The sequence below is a fragment of the Pseudomonas sp. FBCC-B1667 genome, from assembly GCF_059133255.1.
On sequence record NZ_CP101437.1, the window covers coordinates 4,032,394 to 4,049,101 of the forward strand.

Below are 16,708 nucleotides of genomic sequence, written 5' to 3' on the forward strand. Positions count from 1 at the left end.
CGGGCTTTTTTGTGCACGCGATTCAAAGCGTTTTAAGCATTCAACCCGATCCAGCCATGAATACCCACGTACAAACCCACGCCAATAATCAACGCACTCGACAGATAAGGGGCCCGGCGCGCCACCGCCCCCAACCACGGCCAGCGGTTCGTGGCATGTCGCGCACCAATGGCTGCCGCCGCGCCGACCGATACCAGCGTCATTGCCAAACCAATACTGAAGCACAGGACAAGCATGCCGCCCAAAGCGACTTCCTTGACCTGAAGGCAGAGCAGCAAAACGGTGATCGCCGCCGGACAAGGAATCAGCCCTCCCGTCAAACCGAACACGATGATCTGGCCAGTGGTTACTTCACGGTTAGTGAAACGCTTGCGGATGTCATTGGCGTGGGCACGTTCATGCGCATCCTGATAACCGTCAATCGACAACTCCAGGCCTTGCAGTTCCGCGTGCGAATGCCCGTGGTCATGCTCCGAATATTCCAGGTCGTAGTCATGCGAGTGCCCGGCATGCCCAAGACTCAGGCGAACGCTGAATTCATGGGGTTCGGGGATGTCGGCCGTCGATTGCAGAAAACCCTCCTGCTCGACAAACATGAACACCTGCGTGCTGCCGTCCGCACGCGTGGTCAATACGCGGACATCCGATGCCCCCCAGGCATGCCCGCTCAACGTTTTCAGCCGCCAGTGCGGCGGCATGCCGGTTTCGAAAATCGACAGTTCGACGCGGCCATGACCGGTATCAATTCGCTGGGTTTCGTCGTGGTGAGCGTGATCATGTTCGCCGTGGTGGTGGTCTTCACCTTGCTCGAACTTGAACATCTGCTCGCCACGCCAGGTGCGCCACAGCATCCAGAGCGCAATCAAGATAATCAGTGCTGCGGACGCAAGCTGAAAATACGGTTCGGTGGTCTGTGCATCCATTCCCTTGCCCAGGTACATGCCACCCATTGCGACCAGCCACACCACCGCCGTGTGCGACAGCGTTGCAGCCAAGCCCAGTAGCACCGCCTGTTTGACCGAACCACGAACGGCCACGATGAACGCCGCCATCATGGTTTTTGAATGCCCGGGCTCGAGGCCGTGCAAGGCCCCCAGCAGTATCGCGCTAGGGAAATAGAGCCACGCGTGGGCGCCACCCTGTTGCAGCAGTTCTGCGAAATTTGGCATGACAGGGCCTATTTGGAATAGCGGCGGATGGCTTCGAGCAGTTCCTCGACGCCTTTGGCCCGTTCCTCATCGCTCAGCTCCGGGTTGGCTACGTGAGCGTGGGCGTGAGCCTCGATGATTTCATCCATCAAACCGTTCATTGCGCCGCGAGTGGCCGCGGCGAGATGCAGGGTCCTGGCGCAATCGGCATCTGACTCCAGCGCGCGTTCAATTGCCTGAACCTGCCCGGCGATGCGCCTTACCCGTTTTAATAGATCGTCTTTTTGCTCATGAGTGTGCGACATACCATACCCCCCCTACCTATACAGGCGAGCATGATCACCTGTCGTTGGGAGATGCGCAATCCCCCAGTGCAGGCGTTCATGTCAGATAAAAAGAAGTGGGAACAACAATCGCTAGTCGTAGAATGGTTCAACGGATACCCGACTGCCGACAAAGAAACTATCGGCCACCAATCGCAGCGGCTGGAGGTCCAGGTCACTGGCGTTGTCGCCAATCAGTTGCTGAAAATGTCGATAGACTGCCGCGTATTCGCCCTCCTCCGATACGGCCTGGCGCACGCCGTCAATACTCAACTGGGCGCCACCGTTGTCCAGTCGCAGGACGCCTTCGGTACAGCGAATCTCGATGCTCCAGAGTTCGTCGTGACCATGGTCGAAATCGAATTCCGCACGGACATCGAGGCGCCGTGCATCAGACATTCTGATCGACGCAGCAATCGGCGACTGGCAGTTGCCGGGGACGCGCAGTTCGGCAGACTCGACAAACAGCGGCAGCGCCAGCAGATGGGTGACGATCGACAACGCATTGATACCGGGATCGAACACGCCCAGGCCACCGGGCTGCCAGATCCAGGCCTGGCCTGGGTGCCACTTGCGCACGTCTTCCTTCCAGTCGATCTGCACGCTTTGCAGGGTGCGAGTGGCGAGCCAGGCGCGAGCGGCTTCGATGCCAGGCGCGTAGCGTGAGTGCCAGGCGAACAGGCCGCTGACGCCTTGCTCTGCGGCCTGACTCACCAACGCCATCGCTTCGCCCAACGTGGCGCACGGCGGTTTTTCTACCAATACGTGTTTGCCAGCGGCCAGCGCTTGTTGCACCAGTGCGAATCGACCTTGCGGCGGCGTGCAAAACGCAATCGCATCGACGTGCGGGCCATTGGCGAGCAACTCGCTCAGGGACTGAAAATTCTCCACCCCGGCGCAGGGCTGACCTTGCGTGGCGACAGACACCAACTGGAACGCGGGGTTGGCGTTGATAGCGGGGACGTGCTGATCCTGGGCAATCTTGCCGTAGCCCACCAGGCCGAGACGAATCGGTTGCATCAATGACTCCTGTTTTTTTTGTCTTGTCATGGAACGCGAACCGGCAAGATTACGTTTGTCTAGCGAGGAAGTCATTGATGACATGCTCATGCCCCCATTCGCCCACGTCGTCACAATCCTGTCACCCTTGCCTGCTAACGTCCTCGCGCTCCCCGCCTACCCCAATGGTTCCCGTACCAAGCTCCCCCCGACCCAAGGTGCCACTCAAGGTGTACTCAGCTCCGACACGCCAGCAAATCATCCTCAGGTCCGATGGCATGCGTTGCGATGACTTTGGCGCATTGTTCTCGACGATGTTCGGCAACCGCTATCGCGACACGCCGCCTCCGCCGTCAAACATCATTATCGGCGGCGTCTACGGCAGGCATGAAGGCGTAAGTTTCCGCAGGATGCATTACCGCGGAGACTTCACTGTCGTATTTCCCGACCCCTATGACGAAATCACTTTTGTCATTCCTACAGCCGGCAAGATCGTCTTCAATCACGCGACCGAGTCGGTCGGCGTCACCCACGTTGGTCTGGCGATCGACAAAGCCGACGTTCGCTCGATGCACTTTCTGGACAATCATGCCCAGCACGGGATGTCGATCAGGCGCGCCCACCTCACCGAGCGACTGTCGACGCTGCTGGACAAGCCGATCCTGAAAAAACTGCACTTCGAGCCGGCGGTCGATCTGAATGTCCCGGCGTTCCAGGGCATCAAGGCATTGATCGATCTGGCGACCGGCACTGAATTCGATCAACTGATCAATGCCGGTACGCTGATGCCTTCGCGTCTTCGGGAAATGCTGATCGACACAGTGCTGGAAGCCTGGCCACACAACTTCACCCAAGCCCTGCGGCAACCGGCTCCGCTGATCGCGCCGCGGCATGTGAAGCTGGCGGTCGACTACATTCAGGCGCATCCCGAGCAGAGGGTCAGTGGCACGGATCTGGCGCGGCTGAGCAACGTTTGCCAGCGTGCCTTGCAGGAAGGTTTTCGACGGTTCGTGGGGCTCTCGATCGTTGACTATCAACGGCAAGTGCGCCTGGAACACGCTTACGATGCACTGGCGCAGGAAGCCCCGACGTCCGTGACCGAAGTGGCCTTGCGATTCGGCTTCAGCAATGTCGGAAGGTTTTGCAAGTATTTCCAGAATGCCTATGGCGTCCGTCCCGCTGACGTGAAATCGGGGCGCACGCGAGTGCGGCGCTAGTGGCGAGGGAGCTTGCTCCTGCTGTCGCGATGCAGCCCCCTTCACTCAAAACGCGGGTCAGAACAGATAACTGGCCTTGAATCCGCCGCTGAAACCGTGGCTGTCCCCACCGCCGTTGGCACCAACTTCGGCACCCAGGCTCAGCGGGCCAAGATTGGCCATGACATTCACCCCTGCGGTGAATTGATCCCGGTTGTCGAAGGCCGCGCGCTGCTCGACGTCCAGACCCAGCAAGTGTCCTTCGCTATAGACATCGTTATCGCCCAGCACATGGTCATACCCCACCTGAACACCCGGCACCAGTTGCCAGGCGCCCAAGCCGACCGAGGCAAATGACACATTGAGATTGGCCACCGCACTGCGGCGGGTTTCCTGGGTACTGTCGACGTCGAGGGCCAGCTCGCTGCCTTTCTCCTGGAAGCCGGCCACGTTCAGGTGACTGACGCGTACGCCGAGGCTCGGTTCGAAGATCATGTTGCTCACCGGCACACGATAGCCCACTGCGACGGTTGCACCGGAGAGCGTGCCATGACTATCGCCCTTGGCCGTGCCCAGCCCGCCACCGAGTTCGCGTTTGCTGTCGTAGTCAAGCCAGCCGGCGTTGGCCCTGGCGTCGAAAAACAGGCCATGCTCCAGGCTGTCCAACGCGTAACGGGCGCCAGCGGTGAAAAAGGTCCAGTCGGTATCCACCTCGCCGCCCGCCCCGCCGACGTTGCCGCGGCTGTAGCCGAAACCCGCGTGGCCGCTGAGGTGTTCGGAGAAGCGCTGGGTCAGGCCAATCATCAAGCCTTGGCTGTGTTCGTTGCTGCTGGCAGCCTGGGACGAACCATCGGTGCCCAGATAGCCCGCCAGTGCCGTGCTCCACAAGCGATATTGGCCGATCTTCAAATCCGTGCCGCTGGCGAAGGGAGCGGCGGCCTGCTCGACCATCGCCCCTTGGCGCAGCAAATAGTTGGCCGCATCGGCGTGCACCTGGCCACCGACGGTGGACTCGACACCGCCAAGGCTGCCGGCATCGATCGCCGATTGCAGGTAATAGTTGTAAGCGCTGTAGGTGCCCGACAGCTTGCTGTTCTGCAACTGTTGCAGCAACCCGGCACCCCCGGCGGCGTTGCCGGCGAGACCGGCCTGGCCCGGCAGGCTGTTATAGAAAACCATCTTGCCGCGCAGTACGTAAATGGTTTCCTGGGACAACCCGAGACCTTGCTTGAGGTAATTGTCCATGCTGCCGTACTGCGCAGTTACCTGATCCAGACTGGCTTGCAGGTAACTGGCTTCCACGCCGAGCAGTGGCGCATAGATCGCAGCCATTTCCGGTGGCATGTGCGCCAGCGTCGCCGCCACGCGCGCGGCGGTGTAGTCGTTGGTGGCCAGGTAGTCGTTCATGATGGTGGCGCTGTCAACCCCGGCAATGCTCAGCAACACGGCGGCGGTCCAGCCCGTCCGATCCTTGCCGGCCGTGCAATGGAACAACGAGGCGCCGTCAACGCCCGCCAGCTCATTGAATAGCGTAGTGAATTGACCGCGCACCCCAGCATCATTGACGAATGACCGGTTGATACCCTCCATCATGGCGATGGCGTCGGCGGCACTGTCAAGCGAGCCCGTGGGCAGATGTGAAGCGGACGCGCCAAGAATGTCGATGTTCAAATAGCGCGCACCGTTGGGCAGGGTGTCGGGCGTACCGGCGATTTCAGTCGGGTTGCGCAAGTCGTACACAGACTTGATGCCGAGGCCGTTCAAGGTGACCAGATCCGCCGTCGACGGGGTCAGCGCGTTGGAGCGATAGAAAACGCCACCCCGCATCGTGCCGTCATTGGCGGTGGAATACGCGGTGGAAGTGCCGGCGACATCGCGCAAGTTGTCGATGCTGCGCAAATGCGGCGTGTTGAGAAGGTCGAGGGGGGTCGTCTCGGCAGCCTGGGCAGCGGCGATAGACAGGCTCAAAACGGACAGCGAACACAGAAGACGTGGAAACACGGTACAGCCTCATTCATATGCATTGGGCTGACCACTATCTGTAGTGAAGGAATACCGGATATGACAGATTGGCAACGGATGAAAATCAGTGCGCGATGGGTCCGGAGGGCGCGTTTTTGGTCTGTATTTTCCGACCTTCAAACGTTGCTGACGTTTACTTCACTGCCTCTGATGCCGACCAAATCGTTAAACGCGTTAACGTCAAGCGGCCGGCTCAGGAAATAGCCTTGGCCTTCATCACACGATACCGCTTTCAACAAGCTCATCTGTTCGGCACTTTCAATGCCCTCGGCCGTCACCGTGAGCGCCAACGCGCGTCCCAAGCCCACAATCGCCTGAATAATGGCCCGGTCATCCTCACTTTCATCCAGCCTGTTCAAGAAACTGCGGTCTATTTTGAGGCCATCAAAGGGAAACGCGCGCAGGTAACTCAACGATGAATATCCGGTTCCAAAGTCATCCATGGAGATCCGCACGCCAAGGCGTTTGAGTGTGCGCATTATCTCAAGTGCACCTGTGGCATCTTCGAGCATCACGCTTTCGGTAATTTCCAGCTCGACCCGGGCTGGGTCGATTCCGGTGTCGAGCAGCGTTTTCTGAATGCGCTCGACCAGATTGCCGCGCTTGAATTCGGTCGATGACAGGTTGACGGAAACGAACAAATTCTCCGGCCATTTTGCGGCGCAACGGCATGCGGTCTGGATCACCCAGTTGCTCAGGAAAAGGATCAGCCCGGACTCTTCTGCGATGGGAATAAACGTATCGGGAGGGATTAAACCGCGCTCGGGATGCTGCCACCGGACCAGTGCTTCGGCGCCGACCATCTGACCGTCAGAAATACGATAACGTGGCTGGAAATGCAGGCGCAGCTCACCGTGCTTGATGGCGAAACGCAGGTCGTTTTCCAGACGACGGCGCTCAATGATTCTGGCGTTCATATCGCCTGCATAAAAGCGCCAGGTGTTACGACCGCCCGACTTTGCTTCGTACAACGCAATGTCCGCATAGCGCAGCAACTCGGTCGCTTCGCACGCATCATTGGGCGCCATCGCGATGCCTATACTGGCGCTGACAAACACTTCCTGCTGATCAATCTCTATCGGCCGCTCAACGGACTCGATCAGGCGATGACACAGGGTTTCGACTTCTTCCTGGGAACTCACGTCACTGAGGATCAATACAAACTCGTCCCCCCCGACCCGGGCGACAAGGTCGCCGTGGCGCACGCAATCCGCCAGGCGACTCGACACTTCGTTGAGCACACGGTCACCGGCGGCATGCCCGAGCAAGTCATTGACCGGTTTGAAGCGATCAAGGTCCAGACAGAGCATGACCAGCGGTTGGTCCACCGTCGGCATTGCCTTGAGTTTCCCGTCAAGAAACTCCTGAAGACGGGTTCGGTTGGGAAGCCCGGTGAGGGCATCATGCTGGGAAAGGAATTCGATGCGCCGACGGGCTTCGACTTCATCCGTCACATCCGTTGCGGTGCCCCGGAACCCGCCGCCCGTCATGTCCCGGGCCGAGATACGCGTGATGCGCTCCCGACCTTTGGCATCGACATAACGGCACTGGATGCTGATATCCGGACGACGGTTCGGAATGCTCAACCACTGGGTCAGCAACCCTAATTCGGTGCTCAGCAGATCATTGATCGGCGCACCGATCCAGGCGTCTCTGGAGAGCCCTGTGACGTTTTCAAATCGATCGGATAAATAGGTGAAACACCCGTCATCCCCTATTTCCCATACCCAATCCGAGATGGCTTCGACGACATCGCGAAAGCGCGCTTCGCTGATGCAGAGGGCGTCCTGACTGTTCTGAAGCGAGGTGTAGCTGGCGTCCAGCGCCAACGCGCTGGCGGTGGTGCGACGCAAAATAACCCAGATCATCAAGCACACCAACAACGCAGCAATGGCGATCAATGGCAGGCCTGCGCCCAGTAACCGCAGACCTGGGCTGGACGCACTCCAAGACAGATTGCCGGCGGAGCCGTTCTCTCCCAGCGGCAAGTACGTCGTAGCGTCAATATCATCAGCCGTGGCGACATGCAGGCCTTCTACGCCGTAATCACTGCCTAATAACTGGAGCTTGGCGCTGTCGAGAATCTCTACGAAAATCAACACCGACGGTAGCCGGGCATCAGACACCACGGTCGGGTCGGTTCCCGGTGTAATGGCGGCGGCCGCGACCAGTGCGGGTTCGCCTCCAATATTGATAAACGTGGTTATCGGTGTTTCTGAATCCGCGCCTGCACGTGCCTTTTCCAGCATCGGCACAATGGCGTCCCCCAGCCACTCTGAAGCTGCAACGGATTTCAGTTCGCCCTTGATCACCGAGTAAACCGTACGATTGACGTCGTCGACGACAAACAGCCCCTGAAATCCAAAGTCGGTGTAAAGCGTTGGCCCGGCATTTTGCCGTACATAGGCCCAATCCGGGTCTACTTGAGCATGCAGATGCTTGTAGGCATCCCCCCAAAATGCATAGTCCTTGACGACTGAGCGCAGCGATTTTTCCAGTGATTGCACCGCCTTCTTTGTGTAAAACGCACTTTCGACTTCCTCTGTCCGGTCTAAATCGTGTGCAAGATAAACCAGTGAAATGCTGGCCAGTAAAAACACGCCGGCTAACAGACCGACAAACTTGAACAGTGAAGTCCGTGCCAGCGACACACTTGAACGATGAGAGAGGGAGTGAACGATAGAGGCGAGGCTATTCGGCATAATTTCACGCGGGTTGTTGATGCAAAATGGGTGTACACCACGCTATCGGCCGCGCTAGCCGGTTTATGAATAAACTGACTTCCGCGTGGCCGCTCACAATGCTCTTGTAGAGGGTAGACGAGGATTCTATCCGCTACTTGGGACAAGACAGAAATTTATGCCGGATACGGGAGGTCAGTGATAAAGCGGTCGGGTACCAATGGCTGCCGAATGCGGCGCCTGAAGATCGGAATCAAACAGGCGCCCATTCCAAAGTACGGTTGATCAATGCGTCTTGGGCGATACGGACGTCCCGACTTTGCTCAACCCTTTGGTGTTGTGATCACCTGGCGTCGACGTCGCCACCGCCCGGGCTTTGGCTATGCCGCGAGTGTCTTTGGAGTGAGCGATGCCTGAGGTCGTCGGGCCATGACCGCGGTCACCATTGCGATCACTGCCGTAGTGGTTTCCGCTTTCACCATGATCGCGAACAGCTTTGCCGGCATGGTCACTGCTGAGCCCGTCACCGCGCCCGTTACTGCTAATGCCGCCTGCGTGATCTGATCCGTTGTGGCCGCCGGCTGTACCGCCGCCATGGCCACCCCCTGCACCACCGCCACCTCCGTGACCACCACCACCACCACCACCACCACCACCACCACCACCGTCCTTCGCATAAGCGGAGTTCATGATGGACAGATCAGCAGGCAGTAATGGGGCGGCTGCAAGCATCATGGCGCATGACATTACAGCAACGAGACGCTTGTTTTTTAAAAGCATGATTGCTTCCATAGGGTTGATATCACGTGTCTTAAGACGCGTCAGCCCCCCGTCAGTTCCAGTCCCGTGATAGATGGAATGTCTTTACTGCGCTATTGAAAACGAGACTCAAACACTAATCAAAAGCACCGTTGAGCACTTCATAAATGAGCCCGGTTGCGAGAGCGACCAATATCAAGTCCGTGCCAGCTTGTTGCCATTCATATCCGTCGTAATGAGGCAGTCTGCCGACTAACCGACCGTCCAGCTTTTTGGCAATACCCGGTGGTAACGGTTTGCCTCGCGCAAGGTTCTTTTGAATGCCAGGTGGCAATGCAGGCCCAGCGTTCCAGTAGCCCGGATACCCGCCAATAATTCCCAGGACACTGCCGCGATCAATGCTTGGGCCATTGTCCCAATCGCCGCCCTTGCCTTGGTTTCCATGGGCCTGGTTGCTGTGCGGGTTTCCCTTGCCATTACCCTGCCCCTTTCCATTACCAGGGTCGGCTAATGCCGTTGTTGAGCCGACGATCAACGCAATGCTCGTAACGGCTGTCATCAATAAGCGAGATCTAAACATGGGTCGTTCCTTCTTTGTGGCAGGAGGCTGTATTGAAATTTAGTACTGCCATCCAGCCGGTGCGCACAATTTCGTGCGCGATACATCAGAAATACCATTAATGAGCTATACCGGCTAATCACCCCGTAATTTTCGACGCAGGAGTTTGGCCATGAAGTTAAGAAACTCACTGGCAGCGCTACTGGTCAGCGCAACCCTTTTCGGTTGCGCCACATCATCAAACCCCAGTGTGAACGTGCCGTTAGTTGCCACGCGGCAGAATGCCGGCCAGATCGGCGATGTAACGCTGACCAGTTTTGACAATAAAACCGGACTCAGTTTCTTCATCAGCGGTGCGCCAAGCGGTGTCATCCTGCCCCTGCGCCTCTACACCTTCATCTATAAGGGCAGTTGCGAAAAACCCGGGGCGGTGGCGTACGCCATGAATGATCAGGTCAATACCGAACGCCAGCCGATACGCGGCTGGACGTTATCCAGAACCGCGCCTGTTGCCCTGTCGGTGTTGCTGGCGGGTGGGTATTCCATCGTCGTGCGTACGGCATCGACGGATGGCAATGTCGATATTTTCTGCGGCGATATCAAGCAAGGCAGCACCGCGAAATAGCCCCCCTTAACTGGCATCAGGTCGAGAATATCCCGCAACGCCGAATCCGGACTTCGATCACGTCGGGATCCAGCCCGGCAAGTACATGGTCTTTGAGGCCCGCGGCCCCATGCCGGCTGCCGTTATCCAGGCTTGGGGAAATAGGTGGGCCTTGGAGCGCATCCTCAGGTGCAACGCAGTTACGCCACGGATTTTGAATCGTATGACGGTCCAGACACAGTTCAGATTCATATCGGCATTGTGTCGTACGCGTTCCGAAAGACTTTTTTCATTTCGACAACACGTTTTTCACGAAACGCTGACAGAACGGAGCGCAGATTGAACTGACAAATGGATTTGACCCCAAGCAGAGAGCCCGCCGAAGCGGGCTTTTTGTTGCTTGTCGCCTCAACTTGACCACCCGTTTGTATTCGACCTGACCCGTCATCTCCATTCGTCTTGACCGATTGCATTGAATTCGACTAACTCGCCTTGTCACCATGGTCGGCAGGGAACGGCCATAAGTGGCCAGTGGACTAAGCGACAGCAAATGAGTGGCTGTGCTTGGTCTACTACCGGAATTGATTGAGCAGATTGGACTTTCCACAAAATTCTGTGCAATTACCCCCCTGAACCCAATCATTGACAGTAAAACTGGCCACTGGCTGCCCTACTCCTCCCTGCGCCCCGCGCCTTCCCGATCATGCTCATAGCGTCGGGGGAGCGAAAACGACGGTAACCAGGACTCGCGACGCACGGTCCAGATTTCGTAGGTGGGCATCAGTGGGTCAGGGGCGTCCAGCGACCCCAGGTTCACTTCGACTTCGTCGCCCGAGCGGGCGAACACCGACGAGCCGCAGCGCGGACAGAAAAACCGCCCGGCGTAATCGCCTGTCTCACCCTCGATCGTCACCGCCTCCTGAGGGAATATCGCAGAGGCGTTGAAAAGCGCCCCATGGTGCTTGCGGCAATCAATACAGTGGCAAACGCCGACCCGGTAAGGGCGGCCCGAGGCCACAATCCTGACGTTGCCGCACAAGCAGCCGCCGGTGAATCGATCCATACTGCACCTCCTCTGGAATCACGTAACCGCAAGGTGATTAAGAAGATAGCAGCAAGGGCGACCGGCGTTTTTTCAGCCTCGTGGTTGTTCGATTTCAGACAAAAAAAGCCCCGCCACCGAAATGCGGTGCGGGGCAAAAAATTGGTTGGTTGCGGCCAACCAAAGGAGCTCTGTAAAAAGCGTTTTCGGGCCGGGGTCAGATGCATTCCTGTGCGGCGCGTTCAAAACTCGACGGCAGCAGGCTCGAGGTCAGCAAATGCCGCTCATAAATGAACACCTTACCGCCATCTCCAGCCTTGTAGGCTTCCAGCACGTTGTCCGTGGAGATTTTGCTCGGTACCACGATCCGGTAGCTGCGCGAGGTCTGCGACACGGTCGGGTTCAACGCACTGCCCTGCAGTTTCGGTACGACACAGTCGGCGTATTGGGCCGGGGTCTTGCGGGTCTGCAAGGTCAGGGTCGGGTCGTTCGGCGCGGAGGCACAACCCGCGAGCAACACTGAGACAACTGCCGTGGCAGATACGAATAAAGGACGCATCGGTCTCTTCCTGAAAACAAAATGTTCGGTTCATCACGCACTTTTTTCGAGCCGCGTGTTCGATGGAGGGGATTTTCCGACTATTGTCGACAAAGAAGAACTTGCGTTTGGTAATGGTCACTATTACGTCTAACGATAGTTGCGCGCCACGCCGATGGATGCACACTCAATCACCACCAGAAAAGACTGATGAGGATCACGCCTTGAGAACTTTTGACCTGATCCGCGATGCGGTTTTGCCGGACTTTCGTGACCGGGTGGCCGAGTACCTGGTCCAGTACGAAACCGTGCTGATGAGTGAAACCAAGCCCGACCCCGAGCTCGCGCGAGCCACCGCTCAGCAGTTGCGCGGTTATTTGCGCGGGTTGAACACCACGCGGGTGCTGGGCATGGCGGATTGGGAGGAACTGGATCGGCGGGTGGTGAATACATGGCTTTAGTGCCGGACCAATGACAGGCTCGACCGGCGAACTGCGCCGGGATATCCGAAGGGCCAGTCGACCCGCAACGGTTGATGGCTGGAGCAGCCAGAATTGAATCACCCCATCAGTTGCGTCCAGCCTTTGGGGTGACGTCCATCAAGCGCCAGCGATCAAGTGCGCCCCACTGAACCTGTGACCGGCAAGTTACCGAGCAACTTGAGCCCCGTGGTTTTCACGAACGTCTCGTAGTCCATCGGTCTCTCGATGCGGGTTTCTGCGTTAGGCAAAACGTAAGCCCAGGCCCGCTTCGACGAGGCGTCGTAAACCAGCTTGAACAGGCGCGTCGGCACCCAGACCTTGTTGTCGCCAATAGTGCCGTGACCCGAATCGAAGATCGGGCCGGTAAAGACGAACACATTGCCATCGGCTCGCTTGGCAAACTTCCTGACATCCGACTCGACCTTGCTCCAAATAACCACACCCCAAACCAAATACTAATACATATCAATCAACAACATATGTGAGCAATCATTAACATATGTACTATTAAATAATTTAACGGACTTCACCAGTCGTTTACGTAAAGTACTACCCAGGCAGATATCGTTCTTGAGCAGCCGTTCGCCATAGAATGGCTTTCAGCCTGAAGAGACCTAGGGGAAGAAAAAAGATAACTATGCCCCTGCATCTCTCTCCAACTCACAAAACACGAGAGCTTTCATTTGTAGTGGTCTAATGAAATCTATGGTCACCCATTTAGGCGAGAATGCTCGCCAGATCGAGGTGTCAGATGACCGAACAACGCCGTTCCTTTTCTGCTGAATTCAAGCGCGAGCTGCCGACCTCGTACTCAAGCAAAACTACAGCTACATCGAAGCCAGCCGTTCACTCGGCGTCGGCGAGTCAGCCCTGCGCCGCTGGGTTGATCAGGTTCAGCAGGAACGCCAAGGCGTCACTCTGCAGAGCAAAGCATTGACCCCGGAACAGCAGAAAATTCAGGAGTTAGAAGCCCGGATTGCCCGCCTTGAACGGGAGAAATCTATATTAAAAAAGCTACCGCGCTCTTGATGTCGGAAGATCGCGAACGTATTCGCTGATCAATCAGTTGAGCGTCCATGAGCCGGTTGATTGGCTGTGCAAGGTATTTGAAGTCACCCGTTCGTGCTACTACGCCCAGCGCCTTCGGCACCGCACGCCAGATGTCGAACGGCTTCGGTTGCGCAGTCGGGTGAGCGAGTTGTTAACGCAAATCGCAGTGCTGCGGGCAGACGCAGCATCTTTTCGCTGGTACGTGACGACGGTGAGCAGCTCTGTCGATTCAAAGTGCGCAGCTTGATGCGCGAGCTTGACCTCGTCAGTAATACGAAGGTCGGTTTAGCGCTCTGCCTCCTCTTTTACCTGGGTAAGGTGAACGCAGAATTTTTAGTCACCGACAGAATTAATTCTGAAAGATCACTATAAGAGAAAAAGAACCGAAATTTCTTGTTTCATTGCCGCACTGCTGATTTTAAGGAATTAGGTCTGAGCTACGTTGGCGCATGAGAATTCTGGCGATAAGGGTGATCGCGACCGCTTAAATACGCGGACGCCATCGCCCTTAAGCTGGAAGGTGACTTGGGCGGGCGCTAACTGATGTCCGGACTGTTGTAGAAGTCACGGTCCACACCCGCATACGTCCGATGGTTGTCGCCTACGGGAGTAATACGGCTGCTTTTTAGCTTTTGAGCGAGCGTGAGAAATAGTTAGGTAAGTTTTTCGCCTGGACTTCTGCGCACCAGCGCCTCGAAGTCTTGCCACTGATCATGAGAGCCTGGAAGTAAATGTATTGATTCCGCTGCCATCCGCGACAATTGCGACGGTGGTCACAAACTCAGTAAAAAATATGACTGCACGCGTACATTAATCCTAAAGTTCAACAATAATTGAAGACGTAGGCCTTACATCCTGAGGAGTACGAGTATGAACAGTGAACAATTGGTAAGCATTAGCCTTTGCTTCGCACTGAGTGGTTCGTGCTTGGCGGCTGTGCCCGCCGTCACACAGAGCGTCATCGAGTTTCGGGGCAGCATTGTCGAGCCAAGCTGTACGTCGCGCGCGAATGAACACTCTAAGTTTGAGCTTAAAGGCTGCCCGCCCTCTAGCTACACCACGATCGTTAACGTTAGCCGCGTCGACCCAATCAACACTGCCAGGTCTCCCGATCAATCCAACATTAATGTCAAGCTACTGGCTGAAAGTGGCCATGACGGTCGTTACTACGATCAGCAATATGAGTTGATGGATGCTGCAGGCACGCCAGTACAATCCGGAAAGTACTTGATTACACTGACCATGCCGTAAGTATTGGGCATTCAGCTGAATGTGAGTCAATCAAAATCTAAAGCAAACATTTAGCATCGATTTCAGTTCATTGTTTCCCAACCGAGGTTGGTTTGTTGTCGCTGACCGAAAATTGACCCAGGTGCTCAACTGCTTCTGCACAATTTTTGGGCAGGAATACGCAGTGATCAGCATGAAAATAATGAATAAAATCCGGTGCTTGTGTTTTCACGACAAGCTATTAATGCATCAGATAGCCAAGCGATCGGGCTATCGAGAAACACGATCCGAAAATGGGTCAGAGGCCCCGAAGCAAGTCAGCCAGGGTACCCGCAGTGTACAGCCTTCAATAAATTCAGTCTATTTCACCAAACGCTGGAACAGGCACTCAAGGCCGAATCGTTTCGGCCCAAGCACAATCGCAGGAGCGCTGTACGACTTCACCAGAGTAGTCATCACCACCAACCTCAGCTTCTCAGAATGGTCGAGTGTGGTCGGCGACGCCAAGATGACCACGGCGTTGCTGGATACGCTTATATACCGCTTCTGCAAATCGTCGTAAGGTAACGATTCCTCAACACCGGAAATACTCTGTTGTTTGCCTAAATACGGTAGGGCTTAATACCTCTTCGGAGACACGACAGCCAAGCTTATCCACAATTGATGCATAAATCAGCACACCCTAGCTCAATATTAAATCGACATGGTGTATCAGTTTTCAATCAGCGTCGACAGGCGAGGATTTCGATCTGATCGCTACGGCCTTTTCCTTCATCTGTTTGTTAAGACGAAAGCTGAAATTTACCCCGCACTGACAGAAGTTCAACCAAAAAGTCTAATTAAAAAAACAGCAAAGGTATTGATTCTCGAGAATTACTGACTAGGCCAGTGACATATCGTAAAGTAGGTAAATCCGGCGCCAACAATAATAATTACTGATATGACATTGTAAATGTTGCAGAACTTTTTAGCACCCCTGGCGTAATTGTGGTCGCCGTTCTTACGTAGCTAACTGTCAGTGGAACAGTGGTAGTTCCGACAATTTTTAGCCCCACCAGAAACTGGTTGATAGTATTCGCCGAGAACGAATCGGGACCAAAGCTAACTAACCGAGAATTATTCGTTATTTGCAGCCCCACCCCCCTCACTGAAGAAGCGGGCATTCCACCAAGGATGCTAGTTTGATTCCCGATATTACTTGCATCTGTTAAAGTCATGTACACATTCATTGATTGAGGGCACGTTAGGCCAATGCTAAATGGTGTGCTTCCGGCGGTCGAGTTTATACTCGGAATATCTCGACCAGATATATCAGGCAAAGTAACATTCACACTTTTTGTTGTTACGGTGCATGTTTTAGTCGATAGTGTCGTGAAGCCTGCTCGAAAGTTAGAGCTTCCGACAACTGAGCCTCCATTGATACGGTTAATATTATACCCTGTGTCGACCCACATCGGATCTATCGTCCCCGTGAGGCCAGTTCCATTTTTTACAAGAGCCATCGCAATTTTAAAATTAAAAACTAATGTACCGTCTGCTGCGGCCACAACACTACCGGTTGCAGCTCCATCCCCTAAAGTATCCCGCCATACTCCATCAGGGCCTTTGATGACCGCTGCATACCCCGCAATTGCGGGGCTCGAGTTGCTCGCCGGTAAAATTAATGCGTTTCCTGAGCCGTCAGGGAAAGGAATGGTTACAGCGAGCTTGGACCATTTAGTAATCCAAAAAGTCGACAAATTATATGCCTCACCCGCGACCAGGCCCGTGCAAGTTACCGTTGCATCAAGGATCGACCAGTTCGCTAATATATCCCCATTTTTCACATTTGCAGGGATGCTGACGCTGGCAGGCATGGGGACGCGGAAAGAAGGTGTGACGCAGGCTGCCTCTCCAACAACACCATACAAAAGTGCAGATGAAGCGAATATTAGCGAAAGAAAACAATTACAAGATCTGAGAGTTTTTTCGATTAATTTATATACTTGCATGATAACGATAACCCCGTTATAAAAGTTTCTTAAGAATCATATTAAAGCCCAGCCACCGCCTTACTTTTATGCGAATAAAAAATA

The 16,708-nt window shown here is 55.5% G+C and carries 14 protein-coding genes and 4 pseudogenes; 7 read left to right on the forward strand and 11 right to left on the reverse strand.

Annotated elements, in window-relative coordinates:
- Positions 1-32 precede the first annotated feature (32 nt).
- From NL116_RS18605 to NL116_RS18615, 3 genes are all read right to left on the reverse strand, one after another.
- Positions 33-1,169: a nickel/cobalt efflux protein RcnA gene (locus NL116_RS18605; protein ID WP_494373464.1), complete on the reverse strand. Its 1,137-nt coding sequence runs from the start codon at positions 1,167-1,169 to the stop codon at positions 33-35.
- 8 nt (positions 1,170-1,177) lie between these two features.
- Entirely contained in the window at positions 1,178-1,453 is a 276-nt protein-coding gene (locus NL116_RS18610; protein ID WP_494373465.1) for a metal/formaldehyde-sensitive transcriptional repressor, read from the reverse strand.
- Positions 1,454-1,564: 111 nt separating this feature from the next.
- Positions 1,565-2,491, reverse strand: a complete 927-nt coding sequence (locus NL116_RS18615; RefSeq protein ID WP_494373466.1) for a Gfo/Idh/MocA family protein — start codon at positions 2,489-2,491, stop codon at positions 1,565-1,567.
- A 257-nt stretch (positions 2,492-2,748) separates the two neighbouring features.
- Between NL116_RS18615 and NL116_RS18620 the strand changes: the two genes are divergently transcribed.
- On the forward strand, positions 2,749-3,687 hold the full coding sequence (locus NL116_RS18620) for an AraC family transcriptional regulator (protein WP_494373467.1): 939 nt from the start codon (positions 2,749-2,751) through the stop codon (positions 3,685-3,687).
- Between the two features lie 57 nt (positions 3,688-3,744).
- Here the strand turns inward: NL116_RS18620 and NL116_RS18625 are convergent, their stop codons facing one another.
- The 4 genes from NL116_RS18625 to NL116_RS18640 form a co-directional block, all read right to left on the reverse strand.
- Entirely contained in the window at positions 3,745-5,667 is a 1,923-nt protein-coding gene (locus tag NL116_RS18625) for a tyrosine-protein phosphatase (RefSeq protein ID WP_494373468.1), read from the reverse strand.
- Between the two features lie 137 nt (positions 5,668-5,804).
- Entirely contained in the window at positions 5,805-8,390 is a 2,586-nt protein-coding gene (locus tag NL116_RS18630; protein WP_494373469.1) for a bifunctional diguanylate cyclase/phosphodiesterase, read from the reverse strand.
- A gap of 264 nt (positions 8,391-8,654) precedes the next feature.
- The gene (locus tag NL116_RS18635) at positions 8,655-9,149 is read right to left on the reverse strand and encodes a hypothetical protein (protein ID WP_494373470.1); all 495 of its coding nucleotides are present in this window, start codon (positions 9,147-9,149) and stop codon (positions 8,655-8,657) included.
- Positions 9,150-9,264: 115 nt separating this feature from the next.
- Positions 9,265-9,708, reverse strand: coding sequence for an anti-virulence regulator CigR family protein (locus NL116_RS18640; protein ID WP_494373471.1), 444 nt, complete (start codon positions 9,706-9,708; stop codon positions 9,265-9,267).
- Positions 9,709-9,859: 151 nt separating this feature from the next.
- Between NL116_RS18640 and NL116_RS18645 the strand changes: the two genes are divergently transcribed.
- Positions 9,860-10,312 carry a hypothetical protein gene (locus tag NL116_RS18645; RefSeq protein ID WP_494373472.1) on the forward strand — a complete coding sequence of 151 codons (453 nt, stop codon included), beginning with the start codon at positions 9,860-9,862 and terminating at the stop codon, positions 10,310-10,312.
- 649 nt (positions 10,313-10,961) lie between these two features.
- Here the strand turns inward: NL116_RS18645 and NL116_RS18650 are convergent.
- Positions 10,962-11,354 carry a GFA family protein gene (locus tag NL116_RS18650; RefSeq protein ID WP_494373473.1) on the reverse strand — a complete coding sequence of 131 codons (393 nt, stop codon included), beginning with the start codon at positions 11,352-11,354 and terminating at the stop codon, positions 10,962-10,964.
- A gap of 196 nt (positions 11,355-11,550) precedes the next feature.
- A complete protein-coding gene (locus tag NL116_RS18655; protein ID WP_494373474.1) occupies positions 11,551-11,892 on the reverse strand; it encodes a hypothetical protein in 342 nt (113 codons plus the stop codon).
- Between the two features lie 203 nt (positions 11,893-12,095).
- On the opposite strand from NL116_RS18655, the gene NL116_RS18660 reads away from it, so the two are divergent.
- A complete protein-coding gene (locus NL116_RS18660) occupies positions 12,096-12,332 on the forward strand; it encodes a hypothetical protein (protein ID WP_494373475.1) in 237 nt (78 codons plus the stop codon).
- 152 nt (positions 12,333-12,484) lie between these two features.
- Here NL116_RS18660 and NL116_RS18665 read toward each other — a convergent pair.
- Positions 12,485-12,787: pseudogene (locus tag NL116_RS18665) on the reverse strand (DNA/RNA non-specific endonuclease); the annotation flags it as partial.
- 317 nt (positions 12,788-13,104) lie between these two features.
- On the opposite strand from NL116_RS18665, the pseudogene NL116_RS18670 reads away from it, so the two are divergent.
- From NL116_RS18670 to NL116_RS18685, 4 genes and pseudogenes are all read left to right on the forward strand, one after another.
- Positions 13,105-13,673, forward strand: a pseudogene (locus tag NL116_RS18670) (transposase); the annotation flags it as partial.
- A 600-nt stretch (positions 13,674-14,273) separates the two neighbouring features.
- The gene (locus NL116_RS18675) at positions 14,274-14,654 is read left to right on the forward strand and encodes a type 1 fimbrial protein (RefSeq protein WP_494373476.1); all 381 of its coding nucleotides are present in this window, start codon (positions 14,274-14,276) and stop codon (positions 14,652-14,654) included.
- A 181-nt stretch (positions 14,655-14,835) separates the two neighbouring features.
- Positions 14,836-15,080 (forward strand): annotated as a pseudogene (locus NL116_RS18680) (IS21 family transposase); the annotation flags it as partial.
- 1 nt (position 15,081) lies between these two features.
- Positions 15,082-15,195 (forward strand): annotated as a pseudogene (locus NL116_RS18685) (ATP-binding protein); the annotation flags it as partial.
- A gap of 370 nt (positions 15,196-15,565) precedes the next feature.
- Here NL116_RS18685 and NL116_RS18690 read toward each other — a convergent pair.
- On the reverse strand, positions 15,566-16,624 hold the full coding sequence (locus tag NL116_RS18690; protein WP_494373477.1) for a fimbrial protein: 1,059 nt from the start codon (positions 16,622-16,624) through the stop codon (positions 15,566-15,568).
- Between the last annotated feature and the right edge of the window lie 84 nt (positions 16,625-16,708).